This is a genomic window from Billgrantia sp. C5P2 (assembly GCF_051062895.2).
In genome coordinates this window covers 1,103,832-1,123,956 of sequence record NZ_CM128542.1, presented here as the reverse complement: position 1 = coordinate 1,123,956, position 20,125 = coordinate 1,103,832, and the positions used below count along the sequence as shown (strand labels likewise).

22 protein-coding genes are annotated in these 20,125 nt (G+C 64.9%); 15 read left to right on the top strand and 7 right to left on the bottom strand.

Features of this window, described 5'->3' with window-relative positions; translation table 11 throughout:
- Position 1 precedes the first annotated feature (1 nt).
- From ACRWQA_RS05250 to ACRWQA_RS05200, 11 genes are all read left to right on the top strand, one after another.
- Positions 2–1,264 carry an NAD(P)/FAD-dependent oxidoreductase gene (locus ACRWQA_RS05250; RefSeq protein ID WP_434230481.1) on the top strand — a complete coding sequence of 421 codons (1,263 nt, stop codon included), beginning with the start codon at positions 2–4 and terminating at the stop codon, positions 1,262–1,264.
- Complete coding sequence (locus tag ACRWQA_RS05245; RefSeq protein ID WP_434230479.1) at positions 1,265–1,831, top strand: DUF3261 domain-containing protein; 567 nt, start codon at positions 1,265–1,267, stop codon at positions 1,829–1,831. It abuts the gene before it with no gap.
- A complete protein-coding gene (locus ACRWQA_RS05240) occupies positions 1,816–3,009 on the top strand; it encodes a beta-ketoacyl-ACP synthase (protein ID WP_434230478.1) in 1,194 nt (397 codons plus the stop codon). Before ACRWQA_RS05245 ends, ACRWQA_RS05240 begins: the two co-directional genes overlap by 16 nt.
- Positions 3,002–3,496: a hotdog family protein gene (locus tag ACRWQA_RS05235; RefSeq protein ID WP_434230475.1), complete on the top strand. Its 495-nt coding sequence runs from the start codon at positions 3,002–3,004 to the stop codon at positions 3,494–3,496. The genes ACRWQA_RS05240 and ACRWQA_RS05235 overlap by 8 nt, the downstream gene beginning before the upstream one ends.
- Complete coding sequence (gene fabG, locus ACRWQA_RS05230; protein WP_434230474.1) at positions 3,493–4,218, top strand: 3-oxoacyl-ACP reductase FabG; 726 nt, start codon at positions 3,493–3,495, stop codon at positions 4,216–4,218. The genes ACRWQA_RS05235 and fabG overlap by 4 nt, the downstream gene beginning before the upstream one ends.
- The gene (locus tag ACRWQA_RS05225) at positions 4,218–5,477 is read left to right on the top strand and encodes a beta-ketoacyl-ACP synthase (protein WP_434230471.1); all 1,260 of its coding nucleotides are present in this window, start codon (positions 4,218–4,220) and stop codon (positions 5,475–5,477) included. Before fabG ends, ACRWQA_RS05225 begins: the two co-directional genes overlap by 1 nt.
- Positions 5,478–5,488: 11 nt before the next feature.
- The gene (locus tag ACRWQA_RS05220) at positions 5,489–6,001 is read left to right on the top strand and encodes an excinuclease ATPase subunit (RefSeq protein WP_434230468.1); all 513 of its coding nucleotides are present in this window, start codon (positions 5,489–5,491) and stop codon (positions 5,999–6,001) included.
- The gene (locus ACRWQA_RS05215; RefSeq protein WP_434230465.1) at positions 5,998–6,594 is read left to right on the top strand and encodes a 4'-phosphopantetheinyl transferase family protein; all 597 of its coding nucleotides are present in this window, start codon (positions 5,998–6,000) and stop codon (positions 6,592–6,594) included. The genes ACRWQA_RS05220 and ACRWQA_RS05215 overlap by 4 nt, the downstream gene beginning before the upstream one ends.
- 88 nt (positions 6,595–6,682) lie before the next feature.
- Positions 6,683–7,555, top strand: a complete 873-nt coding sequence (locus ACRWQA_RS05210) for a putative selenate ABC transporter substrate-binding protein (protein WP_434230463.1) — start codon at positions 6,683–6,685, stop codon at positions 7,553–7,555.
- Positions 7,555–8,319, top strand: a complete 765-nt coding sequence (locus ACRWQA_RS05205) for an ATP-binding cassette domain-containing protein (protein ID WP_434230460.1) — start codon at positions 7,555–7,557, stop codon at positions 8,317–8,319. The genes ACRWQA_RS05210 and ACRWQA_RS05205 overlap by 1 nt, the downstream gene beginning before the upstream one ends.
- Entirely contained in the window at positions 8,316–9,839 is a 1,524-nt protein-coding gene (locus ACRWQA_RS05200) for a PhnE/PtxC family ABC transporter permease (RefSeq protein WP_434230457.1), read from the top strand. Before ACRWQA_RS05205 ends, ACRWQA_RS05200 begins: the two co-directional genes overlap by 4 nt.
- 142 nt (positions 9,840–9,981) lie before the next feature.
- Here ACRWQA_RS05200 and ACRWQA_RS05195 read toward each other — a convergent pair whose 3' ends face one another.
- A complete protein-coding gene (locus tag ACRWQA_RS05195; protein WP_263580847.1) occupies positions 9,982–10,359 on the bottom strand; it encodes a RidA family protein in 378 nt (125 codons plus the stop codon).
- 119 nt (positions 10,360–10,478) lie between these two features.
- Between ACRWQA_RS05195 and ACRWQA_RS05190 the strand changes: the two genes are divergently transcribed.
- The 4 genes from ACRWQA_RS05190 (at position 10,479) to modC (ending at position 13,543) form a co-directional block, all read left to right on the top strand.
- Positions 10,479–10,838 (top strand): hypothetical protein, encoded by a 360-nt coding sequence (locus ACRWQA_RS05190; RefSeq protein ID WP_434230454.1) that lies wholly within the window; start codon positions 10,479–10,481, stop codon positions 10,836–10,838.
- A gap of 159 nt (positions 10,839–10,997) precedes the next feature.
- Positions 10,998–11,777 (top strand): molybdate ABC transporter substrate-binding protein, encoded by a 780-nt coding sequence (gene modA / locus ACRWQA_RS05185; RefSeq protein ID WP_434230451.1) that lies wholly within the window; start codon positions 10,998–11,000, stop codon positions 11,775–11,777.
- 6 nt (positions 11,778–11,783) lie between these two features.
- Positions 11,784–12,482 carry a molybdate ABC transporter permease subunit gene (gene modB / locus ACRWQA_RS05180; protein ID WP_434230450.1) on the top strand — a complete coding sequence of 233 codons (699 nt, stop codon included), beginning with the start codon at positions 11,784–11,786 and terminating at the stop codon, positions 12,480–12,482.
- Positions 12,479–13,543: a molybdenum ABC transporter ATP-binding protein gene (modC, locus tag ACRWQA_RS05175; RefSeq protein WP_434230448.1), complete on the top strand. Its 1,065-nt coding sequence runs from the start codon at positions 12,479–12,481 to the stop codon at positions 13,541–13,543. Before modB ends, modC begins: the two co-directional genes overlap by 4 nt.
- 13 nt (positions 13,544–13,556) lie before the next feature.
- Here the strand turns inward: modC and ACRWQA_RS05170 are convergent, their stop codons facing one another.
- From ACRWQA_RS05170 to ACRWQA_RS05145, 6 genes are all read right to left on the bottom strand, one after another.
- Positions 13,557–13,937, bottom strand: coding sequence for a winged helix-turn-helix domain-containing protein (locus tag ACRWQA_RS05170; protein ID WP_434230445.1), 381 nt, complete (start codon positions 13,935–13,937; stop codon positions 13,557–13,559).
- 82 nt (positions 13,938–14,019) lie between these two features.
- Entirely contained in the window at positions 14,020–14,874 is an 855-nt protein-coding gene (locus tag ACRWQA_RS05165) for a universal stress protein (protein ID WP_434230443.1), read from the bottom strand.
- Between the two features lie 110 nt (positions 14,875–14,984).
- On the bottom strand, positions 14,985–16,475 hold the full coding sequence (locus ACRWQA_RS05160) for a SulP family inorganic anion transporter (protein ID WP_434230441.1): 1,491 nt from the start codon (positions 16,473–16,475) through the stop codon (positions 14,985–14,987).
- A 317-nt stretch (positions 16,476–16,792) separates the two neighbouring features.
- The gene (locus ACRWQA_RS05155; protein WP_434230438.1) at positions 16,793–17,710 is read right to left on the bottom strand and encodes a DMT family transporter; all 918 of its coding nucleotides are present in this window, start codon (positions 17,708–17,710) and stop codon (positions 16,793–16,795) included.
- 65 nt (positions 17,711–17,775) lie between these two features.
- Positions 17,776–18,582: a slipin family protein gene (locus ACRWQA_RS05150; RefSeq protein ID WP_263580856.1), complete on the bottom strand. Its 807-nt coding sequence runs from the start codon at positions 18,580–18,582 to the stop codon at positions 17,776–17,778.
- A gap of 72 nt (positions 18,583–18,654) precedes the next feature.
- Complete coding sequence (locus ACRWQA_RS05145; protein ID WP_434230435.1) at positions 18,655–20,118, bottom strand: NfeD family protein; 1,464 nt, start codon at positions 20,116–20,118, stop codon at positions 18,655–18,657.
- Positions 20,119–20,125: the final 7 nt, after the last annotated feature.

Genomic DNA, 20,125 nt, shown 5'->3' with positions numbered 1-20,125 from the left:
CATGGAATCGGATGACACTACCGATGTCGCCATCATCGGCGCCGGTCCTTCTGGAGCCGCCGCAGCCGCCTGGCTGGCCCGACGCGGCCTGCGTGTCCGGGTCATCGAACGCAGCCGCTTCCCGCGCTTTTCCATCGGCGAAAGCCTGCTGCCGCAATGCATGGTGCATCTCGAGGCCTGCGGCCTGCTCGAGGCGGCCCAGGCCGGCAGTTTTCAGCCCAAGAACGGCGCGGCCTTCACTTGGCGCGGCCGGGACACCGCCATCGATTTTCGTGACAAGTTCAGTCCCGGCCCCGGCGCCACCTGGCAGGTCGAGCGCGCCGATTTCGACCAGCGCTTGATCGAAGGGGCTCGCCAGGCCGGTGCCGTGGTCGAATTCGACACCCGCGTCGAGGCTTTCGTCACCGATGCCGAGCAGCCCAGCCTGACACTGGTCGGCCCCCATGGCGAGCAACGTTCGCTAAGTGCCCGGTTCGTGCTCGATGCCAGCGGCTATGGTCGTGTCCTGGCACGCCTCGCCGACCTTGCCCAGCCCTCGACCCTGGAATCGCGCTGCGCCCTGTTCACCCACGTCGAGGATCGCATCGACTGTCCGCAATATGACCGCGAGAAAATCCTGATCGGCCTGCATCCCACGCACCCGGGAGTCTGGTACTGGCTGATTCCCTTCCGGCATGGACGTGCCTCGCTCGGCGTGGTCGGCGACCGAGCGACGCTCGAAGTCGCCGGCAACGACGATGCTGAACGCCTGTGGCATTTCGTCCGTGCCGAACCCCGGCTTGCCGAGTTGCTCACCGATGCCGAGGCCATTCGCGACATCGGCCGCCTGGAAGGCTATTCCGCCGATGTCCGGCGATTGCACGGCCCCGGCTTTGCCCTGCTGGGTAACGCCGGTGAATTCCTCGACCCGGTCTTCTCCTCGGGCGTTACCATCGCCCTGGATTCGGCGCTACGTGCCGCTCCCCTGGTCGAGCGTCAGCTCGCCGGAGAAACCATCGACTGGGACAAAGAGTTCGAGCAGCCGCTGAGGCGCGGTGTGGCCACTTTCCGCGAGTTCGTCGATGCCTGGTACGACGGACGCCTGCCACGCATCATCTTCAATGAACAACAGACGCCGCGCATCCGTGCAATGATCAGTTCGGTGCTTGCCGGCTATGCCTGGGACGTGAACAATCCTTTCGTCGCCGCCAGCCGTCGCCGTCTGAACAGTCTGGCCGAGGCGTGCAGCGACGATCCCCCCTCTACCATCAGTGAGGTTGGCTAGGTGCGACGCTCCCTTCTGTTTCGGGCGCCTTTGATCGCTGCCCTTGCACTCTTGATCGGCTGTGCCGGTCGGCCAGTCGATGCGCCGCTACCCGATCTGGCAGCCCTTCCCGAGATGGGCACGCGTATGCAGCGCTTGACGTTTCACCAACAGGACCAACGCCACGAACTAATAGGCGTCTTGCGCCACGACGCACGGTCGCTGCGTCTGGCCCTGCTGAGCCCACAAGGGCAGCGTCTGCTGACTTTGGTTCAGGACGACCAGGGGGCACGCCTCCTGGCCGGTGCATCGTTCGATCCACCGTTTTCGGCCGAGTGGCTTGCCAATCGTCTGGCCTGGGGCCTGTGGCCGTCGTCGGCATTGACCCAAGCCTTCGGTGGAACCGGCTGGTCTTTGGAGGAGAACGACGAGGGGCGTACCATTCGCTACCGTAACCAAGTCATCGCTCACGTCACCGGCAGTGCCGAGTGCCGTATCATCGATGATTTCGAGGGTGATTATCGCTTGACTATCGCACCACTTGACGACGCAACCGAGCGCACAGCCACCACATGCCCAGCCGATTGAGCCCCATACAAGAACAGCCTTGTCGTCTCTCCCCTCCGGCACTGGTCTGCCCGCTGGGCGACGACCTGGAGACGATCGCGGATGCTCTCTTCAGCGGTCGCCGCGGCCTGGTCCACGACGATGCCTTTACCCCTGGCCGCCCCTTGCCGCTGGGACGAGTAAACAGCCCCCTGCCCGATGCCAGCCGCTTACCGGCGGTACACCGCTCGCGAAACAACCAGTTGCTGGCCGCGGCACTGGAACGGCTCGCGCCGACACTCGCGGCATATCGCCAGCGCTGCCCCCAGGCGCGAATCGGGGTGGTCCTCGGTACCAGCACCTCGGGTATCGGCGAGACCGAAGTTGCCCTGGCCAAGCGCCAGAGAGAAGGTGACTGGCCCGCCGACTTTCACTATCAGCGTCATGAAATCGGCTCTCCGGCCTGCTTCGTCATCGAGTGGCTCGGCCTCGATGGTCCGGCTTACACCCTGTCCACTGCCTGCACGTCGAGCGCCCGGGCCCTGGCCAGTGCCAAGCGCCTGCTGGCAAGTGGCGCCTGCGATGCGGTGATCGCTGGCGGTGCCGATAGCCTCTGCGGCCTTACCGTCAATGGCTTCGCCTCGCTCGAGGCGCTGAGTGATGCTCCCTGCCAGCCCTTCTCGATCAATCGTGACGGCATCAATCTGGGCGAAGCCGCGGCACTGTTCCTGGTCACTGCCGAAACCGGCGGCATCCAGCTCAGCGGCTACGGCGAGACCAGCGATGCCTACCATATTTCCGCCCCGCGGCCCGATGGCCAGGGCGCCATCGCCGCGATTCAGGCGGCACTGGACATGGCTCGACTCCCGACTACGGCCATCGGTTACCTCAACCTGCACGGTACCGCGACCCGACAAAACGACAGCATGGAAGCCCTGGCCATCTCCCAACTCTTCGGCGACACGCTGCCATGCAGCTCGACCAAGGCCTTGACCGGCCATACCTTGGGCGCCTGTGGCGCACTGGAAGCGGCATTCTGCTGGTTGACCCTCGACGCCGGCCAGTTGCCGCCTCACGTCCACGATGGACAACTCGACCCGCAACTGCCGCCACTGTGCTATGCCTCGGCCGGGAAACATAGCGCTTGCCGAGCGCTCAGCAATGCCTTCGCTTTCGGCGGCAATAACATTGCCCTGCTGCTGGAGCGTTGCGATGACTGATTCCCCGACCTCCCAAAAGCTCGAGCTGCCCTGCAACATCGCCCCTTACGTACCGCATCGCCATGGAATGTGCCTGCTCGATACGCTGCTCGAGGTGGGCGACGAGTACCTGCATGCCGAGGTCACCCCCCGCCGCAACGACCTGTTTGCCGGCAGCGACGGGGTACCCGGCTGGGTGGGCCTTGAGTGGCTCGCCCAGGCCGTTGCCGCCTGGGCCGGTGTGCAGGCTGTAGCGGATGGTGGCGCACCGCTAATCGGCTTCCTGCTCGGCACCCGACGCTACCGCTGTCAGACTTCGACCTTCCCGTTCGACCAACCGGTGCGTATCGAGGTCGAGCTCGATTTTCGTGCCGACAACGGCCTGGGCGCCTTTCGCGGACGACTGCTCGACGGCGAGGGCCATCAGCTCGCCACCACGACGCTCAACGTCTTTCAGCCCGAATCGCGAGACGCGCTGGAAGCCATCCAACAGGAGAGCAACCCATGACCGATACCATTCTGGTCACCGGCTCGAGCCGCGGCATCGGTCGTGCCATTGCCCTGCGCCTGGCGCGGGATGGTTTCGATATCGTGCTGCATTGCCGACAGCGCAAGGAGGCGACCGAAGCGGTCGCCGACGACATTCGCACCCAGGGGCGCAATGCCCGTGTGCTGTGCTTCGACGTCGCCGACCGGGAAGCGGCACGTCAAGCCATCGAAACCGACATCGAGACGCATGGCGCCTATTACGGGGTGGTCTGCAACGCCGGCATTACCGCCGACGGGGCTTTTCCCGCCCTCTCCGACGAGGATTGGGACAGCGTCATCCATACCAATCTCGACGGCTTCTACAACGTGGTCAAACCCCTGGTCATGCCGATGATCCGCCGTCGCGCGCCGGGCCGTATCGTGGTGATGTCCTCAGTGTCGGGATTGATGGGCAATCGTGGCCAGGTCAACTACAGCGCTGCCAAGGCCGGCCTGATCGGTGCGACAAAGGCTCTCGCAGTGGAATTGGCCAAGCGGCGGATCACGGTCAACTGCGTTGCGCCGGGGCTGATCGACACCGACATGACCGATGACATGGTCATCGAGGAAGCCCTCAAGCTGATTCCGATGCGTCGCACCGGCACCAGCGAGGAGGTCGCCGCCACGGTAGGCTTCCTGTGCTCGCACGACGCCGGCTACATCACCCGGCAGGTCTTCGCCGTCAATGGAGGAATGTGCTGATGGCGGACGACACGCTGCGCAAGGATGGACTCGGCCGTCGGGTGGTGGTTACCGGCATGGCCGGCTTCTCCCCGATCGGCAATGACTGGCCAAGCATACGGGCTCGCCTCGAGCGTCTGGAGAGCGGCGTTCGTCACATGGACGATTGGTCCGAATACGAGGGGCTCAACACCCGCCTGGGGGCGCCGGTCCCTGACTTCAGCCTCCCTGGCCACTATAACCGCCGGGCACTGCGCAGCATGGGCCGAGGCGCTCAGATGGCCACCCGAGCCAGTGAATTGGCACTGGAAGATGCAGGGTTACTCGACTCCCCCCTACTGGGTAGCGGTCAGATGGGGATCTCTTACGGCGCATCGGCGGGTGAGCCCGACGCCGTGGCCGACTTCGGCAACATGCTGATCAACAAGTCGACCGACGGGCTCAACGCCAATTCCTATATCCGCATGATGGCCCATACCGCCCCGGTCAACATCGGTGTATTCCTCGGCGTGCGCGGGCGCATCCATACCACCTCCAGTGCCTGTACCTCAGGCAGCCAGGGTCTTGGCTACGCCTATGAGGCGATTCGCTTCGGTCGCCAGACGGCGATGATCGCCGGCGGCTGCGAGGAGCTGTCGGCCTCCGAGGCTGCCGTCTTCGATACGCTTTTCGCCACCAGTACCCGCAACGACGCCCCGCACACCTCCCCGCGCCCCTTCGATGCCGAGCGCGACGGGCTGGTGATCGGCGAAGGTGCCGGCACCCTGATCCTCGAGGAGCTGGAACACGCCACGGCGCGCGGTGCCAACATCTATGCCGAGCTGGTGGGCTTCGGCACCAACAGCGATGGCCGTCATGTCACCCAGCCAGATGCCAACATGATGGAACGTGCCATTCGCCAAGCCCTCGATGACGCTGGGGTGGAGTCGGAACAGATCGGTTACGTCAGTGCCCACGGCACCGCCACCGATCGTGGCGATATCGCCGAAAGCCACGCCACCCACGCCGTATTCGGTTCCAGGCTGCCGATCAGCGCCTTCAAGAGCTTTACCGGCCATACGCTGGGCGCCTGCGGCGCTCTGGAAGCCTGGGTCGCCATCGAGATGATGCGCGAAGGCTGGTTCCATGCCACTGCCAACCTTGGCCGACCCGACGACGCTTGCGCGGATCTCGACTATATATGCGGCGAAGCTCGCCACATCGACTGCGAGTACGTGATGAGCAACAACTTCGCCTTCGGCGGCATCAACACCTCGCTGATATTTCGCCGTTGGCCCTGAGGCACTCTCTTGTGCCGCTCACGGTGCCCAACTCCAGGCACCATAAACCAAGCAACAAGAAGGAACGCTACATGACCCGGGGACTGCTTTCATTGGGTATGCTGCTCGTAACGCTGCTACTGGCCACGACGAGCCATGCACGCGACACCACACTCATGCTTTCCATCGAAGAGGCCATGAACACGTCTGAGGCCAGGGAGCGGCTCGATCCGAACATCCGCTTCTTCTTTGCCGATGCTCCTCACGGCGAGGTCATTGCAGAACACGGCAATTTCGTCACCAACAAGAAGACCAATGCCTTCAACAAGTCGGATGAAGAAGCCTGCCGATGGGTCATGCTGTCTGCGCTGATCAGCTTGCAGGATCGCGTCAAGACCGAAGGCGGCAATGCCGTCATCAACATCGAAAGCTACTACAAGCGCCAGCCCATGGCATCGAGCAGCGAATATGAATGCCATGCCGGCGCCATCATGGCGGGCGTGGCCCTGCGTGGCGATGTCGTGACCCTGAATGGAGCGGAATGACGCCTCGTCTCGACCTGCTCCTGGTACAAGCCCCCGCTGGCAGCAGCGGGGCTTTTCTGTCGCAGCTGGGAAGAGAATCGCTCTCCCGGCTCGCTGCACGCCATGGGATCGACTGCCCCGTGAGCGGCTGGTCGCCCAGAGGCCAGGGGGCGCCACAGCATTCATCTTTGCCTCTCCCCTGGCAGACCTGTCTCAGTCATCGTGGCCGACGCGTCGTCGCGGGGTTGGCCACGGTGCCGGTCGGCATCGACATCGAGCATTCTCGCCCCAGGCATGAGGCCCGCCTGGCGGAGTTGGTCGACCTGCTGCCCGAAGCCCGGGTACGCCATGCCATACTCGAGGCGGCCAGACCACTTGAGGCGTTCTATCGCGCATGGACACTTCACGAAGCCCTGTTCAAGCTTGACAGCCTCTCCGGCTTGACTCTCAGCCATGTGCTGAAAACACGCCTGTCACGGCTCCTTCCTGGTGGTGATGCCCATGCCTGGCAGTGGCAACACGACGGCTGGACATTAAGCATCTGCAGCCACGAGAGCGGGCTTGGCATCCATTCACTTCCCCGGCTGGCGATCACCAAAGATCGTTGGCCGTAAGAAGCGGTTCGCGCGGCAGCAGACTTGCCAGCGCCGCATCGGCCTACAACAATAGCGCCTCCACCTCACACGCCCGCAAGGAGCCCTCATGCGCCGGATCGCTCTCTCTGCCATTCCCCTGTCCGCCATCGTCTTCACCCTGTTCGCGCAGGGCGCGGCCGCCGAGACCTTCCGCTTCACCGCCATTCCCGATGAGGACCAGGCGCGCCTGGTGGAGCGGTTCTCCAAGGTGGCCGATTACCTGGAGGAGCGCCTCGGCGTCGAGGTTGAGTACGTACCGGTCAAGTCCTACAGCGCCGCAGTCACCGCCTTTCGCAACGACCAGGTGCAGCTTGCCTGGTTCGGCGGGCTCTCAGGCGTTCAGGCACGCCGCCTGGTGCCGGGTTCCCAGGCACTGGCCCAGGGCAGCGAGGACAACGCCTTCGTCAGCTACTTCATCGCCCATGAATCCACAGGGCTTGCGCGCGCCGACGAACTGCCCGACGACCTCGAAGGCATGAGCCTGACCTTCGGCTCGCGCACCTCGACCTCCGGCCGGCTGATGCCGGAGCACTTCTTCCGCCAACGCTTCGACAATGCCGACCCCGAGGACTTCTTCTCCCGGGTGGGCTATTCCGGCGATCACTCGCGCACCATCGCCCTGGTAGAAGCCGGCACCTACGACATCGGTGCGGTCAACTACACAGTATGGGAAGCCGCCGTGGAGGACGGCCGGGTGGATACCGACAAGGTGAGCGTGATCTGGGCCACGCCGTCTTATCCCGACTACAACTGGACCCTGCGTGGCGACGCCGACGAGCGCTTCGGCGAGGGCTTCACTGACAAGGTCCAGGCAGCGTTCCTGGAGATGGACGACCCGGAGCTGCTCGCCACCTTCCCCCGCGAGGCGTTCATCCCCGCCGACAACGACCTCTACGCCCCCATCGAGGAGGTGGCCGAAGCGCTCGGCCTGCTGCGCTGATGGAGGGAGAGCAACGTCGCCCGCTGGTTCGCTTCGATGGCGAGGACCTGGGACATGGCGAACACATCGTCCTGCCGCATCTGTCTCTCGCCCTCTACGAAGGCGAGCGGGTTGCCCTGCTCGGCCAGAGCGGTGCCGGCAAGTCGACGCTGCTCGGCGAACTGCGTGCCAGGCTCGGCCGCCAGGTCGCCTGGTGCCCGCAGCATCATGGCCTGGTGCCGCAACTTGCGGTTTACCACAACGTCTTCATGGGTCGGTTGCCGGAGCACTCGGCGCTGGCCAACCTGTGGAACCTGGTGCGCCCCCTGCGTGTCCCCTGGCGCGAGGTGGCCGTGCTGTGCGACGAGCTGGGCCTGGCCGGCCTGCTGCGCCGGCCGGTGGGTGAGCTCTCCGGCGGCCAGCGCCAACGAGTGGCCATCGCCCGCGCGCTCTACCAGGCGCGCCCGCTGTTCCTCGGCGACGAGCCGGTAGCCAGCGTCGACCCCCACCAGGCACTGCGCCTGCTGGACCTGATCGACGGTCGCCATACCACCTCTGTGATTGCGCTGCATCAGCGTGAGCTGGCACTGACCCACTTCGACCGCGTGTGGGGGCTGCGTGACGGCCGCCTGGTGATAGATGCACCAGCCGACCAGCTCACCCTGGCCGAGCTGGACTCGCTCTACCCCGATGCCGACCGGCCTGACCACAGCCCGCCGCCAGACGATGGTGCCGAGACCCTGCCGGACGTCGATGCGCTCCCCTGCGCCCGGGGGCGGCCGTGAGGGATGGACTGACGCAGCGCCACGGCGAGTTGGCACCGAGCTGGTGGCGCGGTGGTTCGCCCGGCCTGCGCCTCGCCCGCCACACCCTGGGCCTGGTGGCACTGGCCGTGCTGCTGGTGCCGTTCGCCGATCTTGCCATCCACACCCGCGACCCCTGGGGCGAGCTCGGCCGCATGGCAGCGGGCCTGGCCTGGCCCGCCTGGGGTGCGCTGGAGTCGCCCTTGTCGGCGCTGGGTCTCACCGTGGCGGTGGCGCTGTGGGGCACCTTGGCCGGTGTGATATTGGGCTTTCCATTGGCGCTGGTGTTCGCCCGCTCGCGCCTGGTGCGTGCCGGCTGCGCCTTCGTGCGCGCCATCCACGAGCTGTTCTGGGCGCTGCTGTTCCTGCAGGTGTTCGGGCTCTCGGCGCTCACTGCCCTTGCGGCACTGGCGATCCCCTACGCCGGCATCTTCGCCAAGGTCTACGCCGAAATCCTCGAGCAGACCCCACGCGCGCCACGCGATGCCCTGCCACCCGGGAGCGGACGGCTGGCGCGCTTCGTCTATGCCGAGCTGCCGCTGGCCTGGGCCCAGCTTGCCGCCTATACCCGCTACCGCTTCGAGTGCGGCTTGCGCGCCAGCGTGCTGCTCGGCTTCGTCGGCTTGCCGACCCTGGGTTTCCACCTCGAAACCGCCTTTCGCGAAGGGCGCTACCACGAGGCAGGCGCCCTGCTGTGGTTGTTCTACCTGCTGATCGCAAGCCTGCCCTGGTGGGGCCACAAGCGCCTGATTCCTCTGCTGCTGGTGGGCGGCGCCTGGCTGCTGGGCCCCTGGCCGAGCGTCGACGGCGGGCTGCTGTGGCGCTTCGTCTCCGAGGACATTTGGCCGGCGGCGCTGCTTGCCGGTGACTGGGCGGGGTTCATCGGGTGGCTGGCGCGAATCCCGGCGCTGGGGCCGGCCATCGGCAACACCCTGCTGCTGGGATTGCTCGGTACCGTGGGGGCGCTACTGGTAGCGCTCGTGCTATGGCCACTGGCCAGCCGCCACTTCGGCAACCGTGCCACTCGCCTGGCCGGCCATGGAGTACTGATCTTCCTGCGCTCGACGCCGGAATTGATGCTGGCGTTCGTCTTCCTGCTGCTGCTCGGCCCTTCGCTGCTGCCCGCGTGGCTGGCCTTGGCACTGCACAACGGTGCCCTGATCGCCTTCCTGGTGGCACGCCATGCAGACGCCATCACGCCCGGCATGCCGGGGCTTCCCGCCAGCGGGCGGCTGGCCTACGAACTGCTGCCGCGGGTCTATCCGGGGCTGCTGGCGTTGCTCTACTACCGTGCCGAAGTGATCCTGCGCGAAACGGCGATTCTCGGCATGCTGGGCGTCGCCACCCTGGGCTTCTATATCGAGGAAGGCTTCGACTACCTGATGTTCGATGTCGCCTTCTTCCTGCTGCTGGTCACCGCCATGCTGAACATCGCCGTGGACGCCCTCTCGCGACGGCTGAGGCCGCGAGAGGCGCCCCTCGACGATCCCTGCATACGTTAGGAAACCAACGAGGTTCTGCTGCACTCGGTATCCGGGTCGCCGGCAGTACTCGTATTCCTCATTGAGCAGGCAGTCGACTCCGGTTACTCCGTGCTGGCGGCAACCTGCCTATCTTCACTCGCCAAGAACCTCGACGGCTTCCTCAGTAGGGATAGTCGCGGCCGGCCACGATGGCAGCCGTCACGGTGATCTCGACCTTGAGTTCATCGGCGGGCATGGGCGCACAGACGCAGGTGCGTGCCGGGGCGTGACCGGTAGGTACCCAGGCATCCCACACCGCGTTCATGGCGGCGAAATCGCTGCCATCCTTGAGATAGACGGTCGCTGTGAGGAGGTGCTCGCGGTCGGAACCCACCTCGGCGAGTAGCGCATCCACACGCGCCAGCATGCTCTCGGTCTGCTCGGTGATGTCACCGTGGCGTGCCTCGGGACCGGCCACCTGGCCGCATAGATAGGCGATATCGTTGTGGATTACGGCGCGGCTCATGCGCGCCTTGGTGTCGTGACGAACGATGGTCATTTCTTCTCTCCTTGAGCCTCTAGCGACCAAAAAAGGGCCATTCATGAGCCCGATACCAGCCGATTCTAACGCATTGATGAGCGTAGGCGACGCCAACGCCATGCGGCGAAGCCGCTATCATGCCGGCTTTCGATTCTGCCAATCATCTTGCCATCGCTCAGGGAGGGCGTCATGGGCTATCGCACGCTGCTGCGGGATCACCGGGGATTGCTGAGCATCTGCTTTTTGGCCATGTTCACCTCGAGCCTCGGCCAAAGTTTCTTCATTGGCCTGTTCCAGGCGCCCATCAGCGAACGACTCGGGTTCACACCCGGCATGGTCTTCTCCCCACCGGGCTGGCACCGGCGTTGCTGGGCATCGCGCTCGATCTCGGTGCGCACTTCACGTTGATTCTCGGCGGCATGCTGGTCTTTCTCGCCTTCGGCTGGTGGCTGGCCCAGGGTCTACTGCAAACCTTGGTGAGCGATAAGAACGGCTGAGCCTCGCTCCGCACTTGGGACAGCAGAGATACCTCTCGTGCGGTATGGCACGTCCAACGTAGCGTATGGCAAGATACGACGAATCGTTATATCTGGAAATATATGACGATACCTTGCCTGCACCGAACGAATCCCAAGGCACAAAAGTGGAGATCGACAGTGCCCTATCCTCTCCAACGTTTGCTGGCGGGCATAGCCATCTTCGCCCTGAGCCTGGCAATGGCCGCGGCCCAGGCCAGCGAGGCGCCGATGCGCATTGCCGCGGCCTCGGATCTTCGCTTCGCCCTGGAAGAGATCCTGGAGACTTTCACCGCCGACCATCCCGAGCATCCGGTGGAGGTCGTCTATGGTTCCTCGGGGCGTTTCCGCAGCCAGATCGAGAACGGCGCCCCCTTCGATCTCTACTTCTCGGCGGATATCGCCTATCCCCGAGCGCTGGAAGAGGCCGGCCACGCGGCAAGTGAGGTGATCCCCTACGCAGAAGGGCGGATCGTGCTCTGGAGCGATGGCATCGATGCCTCTGAGCTGACCTTGGAATCTCTCGGCGATGAACGTTTCCGGCGCATCGCCATCGCCAACCCTCGCCATGCCCCGTATGGCGCCCGAGCCCGGGAGGCACTGATCGCCAGCGGTCTCTGGGAGGCGCTGGAGCCGCGGCTGGTCTTCGGCGAGAACATTGCCCACACCATGCAGTTGGTACAGAGCGGGGCCGCCGAAGTGGGTATCATCGCCCTGGCATTGGCCCGCAAGCCGGAAGCGCTCGACCGGGAGGACTATTACTTGATCGACGATGCGCTCCACGAACCGCTCGAGCAGGGCTTCATCATCACGCGGCACGGCGGCGACAATCCCGCCGCGAAGTTGTTCGCCGAAACCATGCAGACGCCGGAGGCGCGAGACATCATGCGCGCCTATGGCTTCGTGCTGCCGGGTGAGTAGAACGCCATGACCTTCCTTGGCATCAGCGAGGCAGACTGGGCCGCCCTGCAGCTGACCCTAAGGCTGGCCCTGATCAGTACCGCCCTGCTGCTGGTGCTCTGCCTGCCGCTGGCCTGGTGGCTGGCCCATACCCAGCGGCGCGCCAAGGTGATGGTGGAGGCCCTGGTGGCCTTGCCGCTGGTGCTGCCGCCCACGGTGATCGGTTTTTATCTGCTGATCCTGCTCGGCCCACGCGGCGCCGTAGGGGGCACACTGGAGCGGCTGGGGGCAAACCACCTGGCCTTCACCTTCACCGGGCTGGTGATCGGCTCGATGATCTATTCGCTGCCCTTCGTGGTGCAGCCGCTGCAGAATGCCTTCCAGGCCATGGGACGCCGCCCCCTGGAAGTGGCCGCCACCTTGCGGGCCGGGCCTCTCGACCGCCTGGTCTCGGTGGCGCTGCCCCTGTCGCGCCAGGGGCTGCTTACCGCGGCCGTACTCTCCTTCGCCCATACACTGGGCGAGTTCGGCGTGCTGCTGATGATCGGTGGCGGCATACCGGGCCAGACCCAGGTGGCTTCCATCGCCATCTACAGCCATGTGGAGGCCTTCGACCATGCATCGGCACATCGTCTGTCGCTGTTCCTGCTGCTGATGGCCTTCGCCCTGCTGATCTGCGTCTACGCCCTCAACAAGCGCTTCAGGGTGGCAGGAGTCATGCCATGAGCGTGTTGGGCGCCCTGCGGTTGCAACGCGGCGACTTCGTACTGGATGCCGAACTGGAACTTCCCGAACGTGGCGTCATCGCCCTGTTCGGCCGCTCCGGTTCGGGCAAGACCACGCTGTTGCGCTGCCTGGCCGGCCTGGAGCGTGGCGATGGTTGGCTGACGGTAAATGGCTGTCGCTGGCAGGATCGGGATTATTTCCTGCCGGTGCATCGTCGCCCGTTGGGCTATGTCTTCCAGGAGGCGAGCCTGTTCCCCCATCTGCGAGTGCGCGACAACTTGCGCTACGGCTACCGTCGGGTCGAAGCCAGTCGCCGCCACGTCGACTTCGACGAGACGGTGCAACTACTCGGCGTCGAGGCGCTGCTGGAGCGCTATCCTCAGGCCCTCTCCGGCGGACAGCGACAGCGAGTCGCCATCGCCCGGGCCCTGCTCGCCAGCCCCCGCCTGCTGCTGATGGATGAACCCATGGCATCGCTCGACGTGGCGAGCAAGGCGGAAATCCTCCCCTACCTGGAGCGGTTGCACGCGCATCTGGAGATGCCAGTGGTCTACGTCAGCCACGCCCTCGAGGAGGTGGCCCGCCTGGCGGATCACATGGTGCTGCTGGAGGCGGGAAGTGTGCTGGCCGCCGGACCCTTGCATGAGCTGCTGGTCCGCAGCGACCTGCCGCTGTCTCATGCCGACAATGCCGCCGCGGTATTGGAAACCCGGGTCGTGAGACACGATGCCGACCAGCAGCTCGTCGAGCTGGAGTGCGGTGCCGGGCGGCTCTGGGTCTCGCGGGGCTCGGCGGCGCCGGGCGAACGGCTGCGCGTCAGTATCCAGGCCCGCGACGTGGTGATCAGCCTGGCGCCGCCGCGGGACTCCAGTACCCTCAATTGCCTGCCGGCGCGGGTGGTCGAGACCAGCGACGATCCCCACCCCGGCCATCTGCTGGTGCGCTTGGCGGTCGAGGACCAGACGCTGCTCGCCCGCATCCCCCGCGAAGCCTCAGAGCGCCTGGCGTTGAGCCCGGGCAAGCACGTATATGCTCAATTGCTTGGGAAGGCTCTGTCCTGACGCACTCTCGAGTTTAGTGCTCACGGTCGGGCGCGGGTGGCGACTCAGCGAGGAGCGTGCCGAAGGCGGCCATCTCTTCGACCACCGCTTCACTGGCGGTATGTTCCATTCTTCGGTAGTGCTCGAGCACCTCCTCCCCGAAAGTGGTGATCTGTGCGCCTCCGCCGCCTTTGCCGCCGGTCGCAGTCGCTACGAGGGGTTCCTTGAAGCACTGGTTCATGGTGTCAACCAATAGCCAGGCACGTCGATAGCTCATGCCCAGCCGGCGGGCCGCCGCGGAGATGGAACCGGTGTCGGCAATGGTCTCGAGCAGCTGTGCCTTGCCCGGGCCAATGGCAATGGCATGCCCCAGCTGAATACGCAGACGGAGGGTCGACTGATACGGGGCTGCCACGCTGGCCTCCTTTGGACAACATCCGCTGGATGCTACCACTCCTCGCCAGCGCCGGATATTTCAGCGCTGGCAAGAGATCATCTCAACGCAGCAGCAGCACCGGCACGCTGGCTCGCCGCAGCATGCCAGTAGTGGTGCTGCCTACCAGCAGGTGGCGGATGCGCGAGTGGCCATAGGCCCCCATCACCAGCAGATCGATGTCGCACTCCTCCTTGTAGCCCCGCAGGGTCTCCTCCACTTCGCCGGCACGGATCGCTCCTTCGGCCTCGTGGCCGGCCTCACGCAACGCGGCCAGCGCCCAGTCGAGCTGCGAGCGGTTGTCGCCGGTCTCGGCACCGACGATCACCACATGCACCGGAATGCCGTTGAACAGCGGGCTCCTGGCCAGCATCTCGACCCCCTTGCGGGTGGTCTTGCTGCCGTCGAAGGCAATCATCACCTTCTCCGGGTGCTTGAAGGACTCGGGCACCATCAGGATCGGCCGGTGCAGGGTGCGCACCACCCGCTCCAGGTTGGACCCCAGGTGCTCGCTCGCCTGGTGGGCGGTCTCGCCGCGCTTGCCCAGCACCAATAGGCGGATCTCGTCCTGCAGTTCGTCCAGGGTCTCGACCAGCGTGCCGTTACGCTGCCGCGTGGCAGGCTCTGCCACGCCATCCTCGATGGCTCGCTCCTTGGCTGCCTGGAGCATCAACCTGCCCTGCTCCTGGGCCACCTTGGCGCGCTGTTCGTCGAGCTGCGAGAGCTCCTCCAGCAGGTGCTCGCGGGAGCCCAGCCCGATGTTGCCGGAGAGGTCCGGTTCGGCGGTCTGGGGGTGATTGTCCACCACGTGCAGGAAGGTCAGTGGCGCACCGAGCGCCAGGCTGGTCCAGGCGGCGTAGTCGCACACCCCGGTAGAGAACTGCGAGCCGTCAATGGCGGCCATTACCTGTTCTGTCATCGTGTCGTTCCCCAAGCTGGCTTTGTCGTCGCCGCGTTCAGAGCGCTGCGACCCGATTCGACCCAGCAGGCCGCGGCTCCTTCAAGAGGAGCACCGGCCCACGATCGGCGTCAATGACCACCCATCAACTTTTCGACGGCAGCCGGGTCGTCATGGATGGCATAGCGGTCGACGATGGTGGCGCTGGCCTCGTTGAGCCCGATCAGTTCCACCTCGGTGCCTTCACGGCGGAACTTGATCACCACCCGGTCCAGCGTCTGCACGGCGGTGATGTCCCAGAAGTGCGCACGAGACAGGTCGATGGTGACCTTCTCCACGGTCTCCTTGAAATCAAAGGTACTGCCGAAGCGCTCGGAGGAGGCGAAGAACACCTGACCCACCACCTTGTAGATACGGCGACTGCCGCCGTCAGCCTCTTCGGAGCCGATGTAGAGAATGTTGCCGACCTTGTTGGCAAAGAACATCGCCGCCAGCAACACGCCGACGAACACGCCGATCGCCAGGTTGTGGGTACCCACGGTCACTGCCACGGTCGCCAGCATCACGATGTTGGTACTGATGGGGTGTTTCTTGAGGTCGCGAATCGAGGCCCAGCTGAAGGTACCGATGGAAACCATGATCATTACCGCCACCAGCGCGGCCATGGGGATCTGCGACACCCAGTCGGCAAGAAACACCACCATGATCAGCAGCACCACGCCGGCGACGAAGGTGGAGAGCCGTCCACGGCCACCCGACTTCACGTTGATCACCGACTGGCCGATCATCGCGCAGCCGGCCATGCCGCCCAACAGGCCGGAGCCGATGTTGGCGATGCCCTGCCCCTTGCACTCACGGTTCTTGTCGCTCGGGGTATCGGTCAGGTCGTCGACGATGGTAGCCGTCATCATCGACTCCAGCAGGCCCACCACGGCGAGCATGATGGAGGTCGGCAGGATGATCCACAGGGTCTCGAGGGTCAGCGGCACGTCGGGCCACAGGAATACGGGCAGGGTGTCGGGCAGCTCGCCCATGTCGCCCACGCTGCGAATGTCCATGCCGCTGATCATGTAGACGGCAGTCAGCACCACGATGCAGACCAGCGGGGAAGGTATCGTCTTGCCGATCTTGGGTACGTAGGGAAACAGATAGATGATGCCGAGCCCGGCCAGGGTCATGGCATACACATGCCAGGTCACACCGGTGAGCTCGGGCAGCTGTGCCATGAAGATCAGGATCGCCAGGGCGTTGACGAAGCCCGTCACCACCGAGCGCGAGACGAAGCGCATCAGCTCGGCCAGCTTCAGGTAGCCGGCAACGATCTGCAGCACCCCGGTGAGCAGGGTGGCAGCCAGCAGGTACTCGAGGCCGTGGTCGCGCACCAGGGTGACCATCAGCAGCGCCATGGCGCCGGTGGCGGCCGAAATCATTCCCGGACGCCCACCAGTAAAGGCAATTACCACCGCGATACAGAAGGAGGCGTAGAGCCCCACCTTGGGATCGACGCCGGCAATGATGGAGAAGGCGATGGCCTCGGGAATCAGTGCCAGCGCGACCACGATACCGGCCAGGGAGTCGCCCTTGATATTGGAAAACCAGTCTTGCTTGATGGATCGGAACATTCTTCGGTCCAGTGGTGTGGGTTGTTATGCCGGATGGCGCCAGGGGGATCGTTCAAACACTCTCCCGGCCACGCGTCAATGACGGCGCAACATTGAGAGTGGCGCATTCGAAACTCTGGATTCGGTCAGGCAGCCCGGAACATCAGCATGATGTCGAGCGTTGACGTGCCAATGAAAGGCAGCGTCCGGGGAGAGGGAGCGCTAGGGCGGCGTGGCCAGCCCGGTAAGAGAAGTCAGCACGTTGCGTCGCATCCATGGCCAGAACATGGGCGTCATCGACTTTCGTCTAATGCTCAAGCCCAATTGGAGGCCGAATATTAACAAAGCTCTCGGCTTGCTGCACCTCGGCCCCGCAGGCGCCGCTCGATCCGACGCTCGTAAAGCCCCTTGACCAGCAGCGTGCCGAGCACCAGGGCACCGCCGACCAGCGCCACCGGCGCCGGACGCTCGCCGAGAATCCACCATACCCACAGGGTGCCCACCACCACCTCGAGCAGCATCAGCAGCCCCACCTCGGCGGCCGGCAGGTAGAGGGGCCCGCGCTGGATCAAGGTGAACCCTAGCGGCAGCAGCACCAGGCACAGCAGTACCAGCAGCAGCAAGCTGTCGGCCGGTGGCAGCGCAATGCCGTCACCGACCAGGCCGAACAGCGCCGCCGTGGCCGCGACGATCAGCCCGGAGAGCGTGAGCATGGGGCTCATGTCGACCCCGGGTCGGGTACGGCAGAGGGTGAAGTTGGCGGCCAGTGCCGTCGCCGCCAGCAGGGCGAAGCCGTTGCCGATCCACGAGCCGGCGCCGGCATCGTCGAGCACGATCAGCGAGGTACCGAGCAGGCACAGCCAGATGGCGAGCCAGGTACGCCGCGGCAAGCGTTCACCGAGGAACAGCCGTGAGAGCAGCGCGGCAATCAGCGGCGCCCCGGCCAGGATCATCAGCACGTTACCGCCCTTGGTGTACTGGTTGCCGAGCACGAAGCCGAAGGTGGAGCCACTGAACAGCAGCGCCACGCCGATACCGGTCCAGCCGCATCGCCGGTAGGCTGCAAGGGTACCGGCTCCATGCCGTGCCAGCATTATGACCACGAAGCCCAGCGCGGTAAGCAGCCCGCGCCACAGCAGGATCTCGCTGTCGGGTAGCCCGATCAGCTTGATCAGCAGGGCGTCGGGAGAAATGATCAGCGCACCACCGCCAGTCAGCAGTAGCCCCTGCTGACGGTGCGAGAGGGAATGAGTCAAGGCGACCTCGGCATCCGTAAGGTCGCCTCAGGATGCCACGCCTGCATCGACGTGGCACGTCGAACTCAGCCTTCGCCCAGGTCCTCCGGCCTGCTCGTTCCCGCGTTTCTGGCCTGGGCGGCCGGCGAGGCCTTCATGTGCCGGAACGCCTCCATGATGTCCATCGGTAGCGGAAAGACGATGGTCGAGGCGTTCTTGTTGCTCATGTCGCTCATGGTCTGCAGGTAACGCAGCTGCAGCGCGGCGGAGTTCTCGGCCATGACGTTGGCCGCCTCGACCAGCTTCTTCGATGCCTGCAGCTCGCCCTCGGCGTGGATTACCTTGGCCCGCCGCTCGCGCTCGGCCTCGGCCTGGCGGGCGATGGCGCGGATCATGCTCTCGTCCAGGTCGACATGCTTGATCTCGACGTTGGCCACCTTGATGCCCCACTCCTCGGTCTGGGTATCGATGATCTCCTGGATGTCGTCGTTGAGCTTGTCGCGTTCCGAGAGCATCTCGTCGAGGTCGTGCTTGCCCAGTACCGAGCGCAGCGTGGTCTGAGCCAGTTGGCTGGTGGCGATGGTGAAGTTCTCGACCTGGATGATCGCCTTCTCGGGGTCGACCACGCGGAAGTAGAGCACCGCGTTGACCTTGACCGTGACGTTGTCCTGGGAAATAACGTCCTGCTCCGGCACGTCCATCGTCACCACCCGCAGGTCGACGACTTCCATCTTCTGAATGCCGGGGATCACGATGAGCAGCCCGGGCCCCTTCACCGCCTGGAAGCGACCGAGAAAGAAGATCACGCCGCGCTTGTACTCCGGCAGGATGCGTATCGACGCGGCGATCAACATGAACAGCAGCACTACCGGCACGAGATAGGAAATCATCATGAGCACACTCCTTGATATTTCGGGCCTCGATATGTCATCGGCTGGGTTGCACCTGTCGCGAATCCGTCACGTTCACTGCTCCGACCGTTCGGCGGGCTCGACCTTGAGCGTCAGCCCCTCGACCGCCACCACTCGGACCTCCTGGCCACGCTTCAAGGCAGCGCTGCTGCGCGCGTTCCAGCGCTCACCACGCAGCCGCACGTGCCCCTCATGCTCGAAATCCTCCAGCACTACCGCCTGACTGCCGACGAGCTGTTCCTGGCCGGTGCGGGCCGGCTGTCGGCGTAGACCGACGAAACGCACCATGATCCACAGCATGACCCCTGCCGCCAGCAGGGCAATACCGCCGATCAAGGGAAGCGACACGGCTATCTGATCGGAATCCATCAGCATCACCGAGCCAATCACGAAGGCTACGATCCCCCCCATGCCGAGAATGCCGAAGCTCGGCATCAGCGCCTCGCCCACGATCAGGCCGAGCCCTACCAGAATCAGCGCCAGGCCGGCATAGTTGATCGGCAACAGCTGGAAGGCAAAAAGCGCCAGCAGCAGCGAGATGATGCCGATGGTGCCCGGCACCAGACTCCCGGGGTTGGAGAGCTCGAAGATCAGCCCGTAGAAACCGATGATCATCAGGAAGTAGGCGACATTGGGGTTGGTGATCACCTGCAGCAGCTCGGTGCGCCAGTCGGGATCGAAGCGCTCGATGACAAGATCGGCCGTATCAAGGGTGCGCTCGCCGCGCTCCATCACTACGTCAAGACCGTCGATCTGAGCCAGCAGGTCATCGATGTCGCGCGCCACCACGTCTATCACACCCTGTTCGAGCGCTTCGCGCGAGGTCAGGTTGACCGCCTCGCGCACCGCCTCCTCGGCCCAGTCGGCGTTGCGCCCGTGACGCTCGGCCAGGCCGCGAATGTAGTAGACGGCATCCTCGAGCACCTTGCGCTCCATGGCGGTCTCGCCGCGCCGTCGGGTATCGGCCGGCTGCTCATCCCCGGCATCCGCCGCCTCCTCCTCGGCGCCATTTCCCGCCTCTTCTCCGTTGGCCTCGTCATCGCCAGGCGGCTCTTCCTCGGGAGGGTCCATGCCAGGCAGCCCGCCACCGCCCATCTGCACGGGAGTGGCCGAGCCCAGGTGGGTCGAGGGGGCCATGGCGGCCACATGGCTACCGTAGAGCAGGTAGGTGCCGGCGCTGGCGGCGCGAGCGCCACTGGGAGAAACGTAGATGGCAACGGGGACTTCTGATGTCAGCATGGCGCGGATCATGCTGCGCATGGCGGCATCGAGCCCGCCCGGCGTGTCCATCTGCACGATCACGATTTCGGCATTGCGTTCGGCGGCGAGGCGCAGGCCGCGCGCGAAATAGTCGCCGGTGGCAGGCCCGATGGCACCCTCCACCGTGATGACCAGGGCGATGCGCTCGTCCTCCTGGGCCTGGCTCTGCCATGTCAACAGGCCACCTCCAAGAACCAGGCACAGGAAGCTTGCCCACAGCACAAGACGGTGAAACCAGACGACACGGCGCTCGCTCATGACAAAC

What these genes read in the sequence shown, in the direction of transcription:
- ACRWQA_RS05250 (WP_434230481.1), top strand. Translation starts at nt 2, where the DNA reads ATGGAATCGGATGACACTACCGATGTCGCCATCATCGGCGCCGGTCCT.
- ACRWQA_RS05240 (WP_434230478.1), top strand. Translation starts at nt 1,816, where the DNA reads ATGCCCAGCCGATTGAGCCCCATACAAGAACAGCCTTGTCGTCTCTCC.
- ACRWQA_RS05235 (WP_434230475.1), top strand. Translation starts at nt 3,002, where the DNA reads ATGACTGATTCCCCGACCTCCCAAAAGCTCGAGCTGCCCTGCAACATC.
- fabG (WP_434230474.1), top strand. Translation starts at nt 3,493, where the DNA reads ATGACCGATACCATTCTGGTCACCGGCTCGAGCCGCGGCATCGGTCGT.
- ACRWQA_RS05225 (WP_434230471.1), top strand. Translation starts at nt 4,218, where the DNA reads ATGGCGGACGACACGCTGCGCAAGGATGGACTCGGCCGTCGGGTGGTG.
- ACRWQA_RS05215 (WP_434230465.1), top strand. Translation starts at nt 5,998, where the DNA reads ATGACGCCTCGTCTCGACCTGCTCCTGGTACAAGCCCCCGCTGGCAGC.
- ACRWQA_RS05210 (WP_434230463.1), top strand. Translation starts at nt 6,683, where the DNA reads ATGCGCCGGATCGCTCTCTCTGCCATTCCCCTGTCCGCCATCGTCTTC.
- ACRWQA_RS05205 (WP_434230460.1), top strand. Translation starts at nt 7,555, where the DNA reads ATGGAGGGAGAGCAACGTCGCCCGCTGGTTCGCTTCGATGGCGAGGAC.
- ACRWQA_RS05195 (WP_263580847.1), bottom strand. Translation starts at nt 10,359, where the DNA reads ATGACCATCGTTCGTCACGACACCAAGGCGCGCATGAGCCGCGCCGTA.
- ACRWQA_RS05190 (WP_434230454.1), top strand. Translation starts at nt 10,479, where the DNA reads ATGCCGGCTTTCGATTCTGCCAATCATCTTGCCATCGCTCAGGGAGGG.
- modB (WP_434230450.1), top strand. Translation starts at nt 11,784, where the DNA reads ATGACCTTCCTTGGCATCAGCGAGGCAGACTGGGCCGCCCTGCAGCTG.
- modC (WP_434230448.1), top strand. Translation starts at nt 12,479, where the DNA reads ATGAGCGTGTTGGGCGCCCTGCGGTTGCAACGCGGCGACTTCGTACTG.
- ACRWQA_RS05165 (WP_434230443.1), bottom strand. Translation starts at nt 14,874, where the DNA reads ATGACAGAACAGGTAATGGCCGCCATTGACGGCTCGCAGTTCTCTACC.
- ACRWQA_RS05160 (WP_434230441.1), bottom strand. Translation starts at nt 16,475, where the DNA reads ATGTTCCGATCCATCAAGCAAGACTGGTTTTCCAATATCAAGGGCGAC.
- ACRWQA_RS05150 (WP_263580856.1), bottom strand. Translation starts at nt 18,582, where the DNA reads ATGATGATTTCCTATCTCGTGCCGGTAGTGCTGCTGTTCATGTTGATC.
- ACRWQA_RS05145 (WP_434230435.1), bottom strand. Translation starts at nt 20,118, where the DNA reads ATGAGCGAGCGCCGTGTCGTCTGGTTTCACCGTCTTGTGCTGTGGGCA.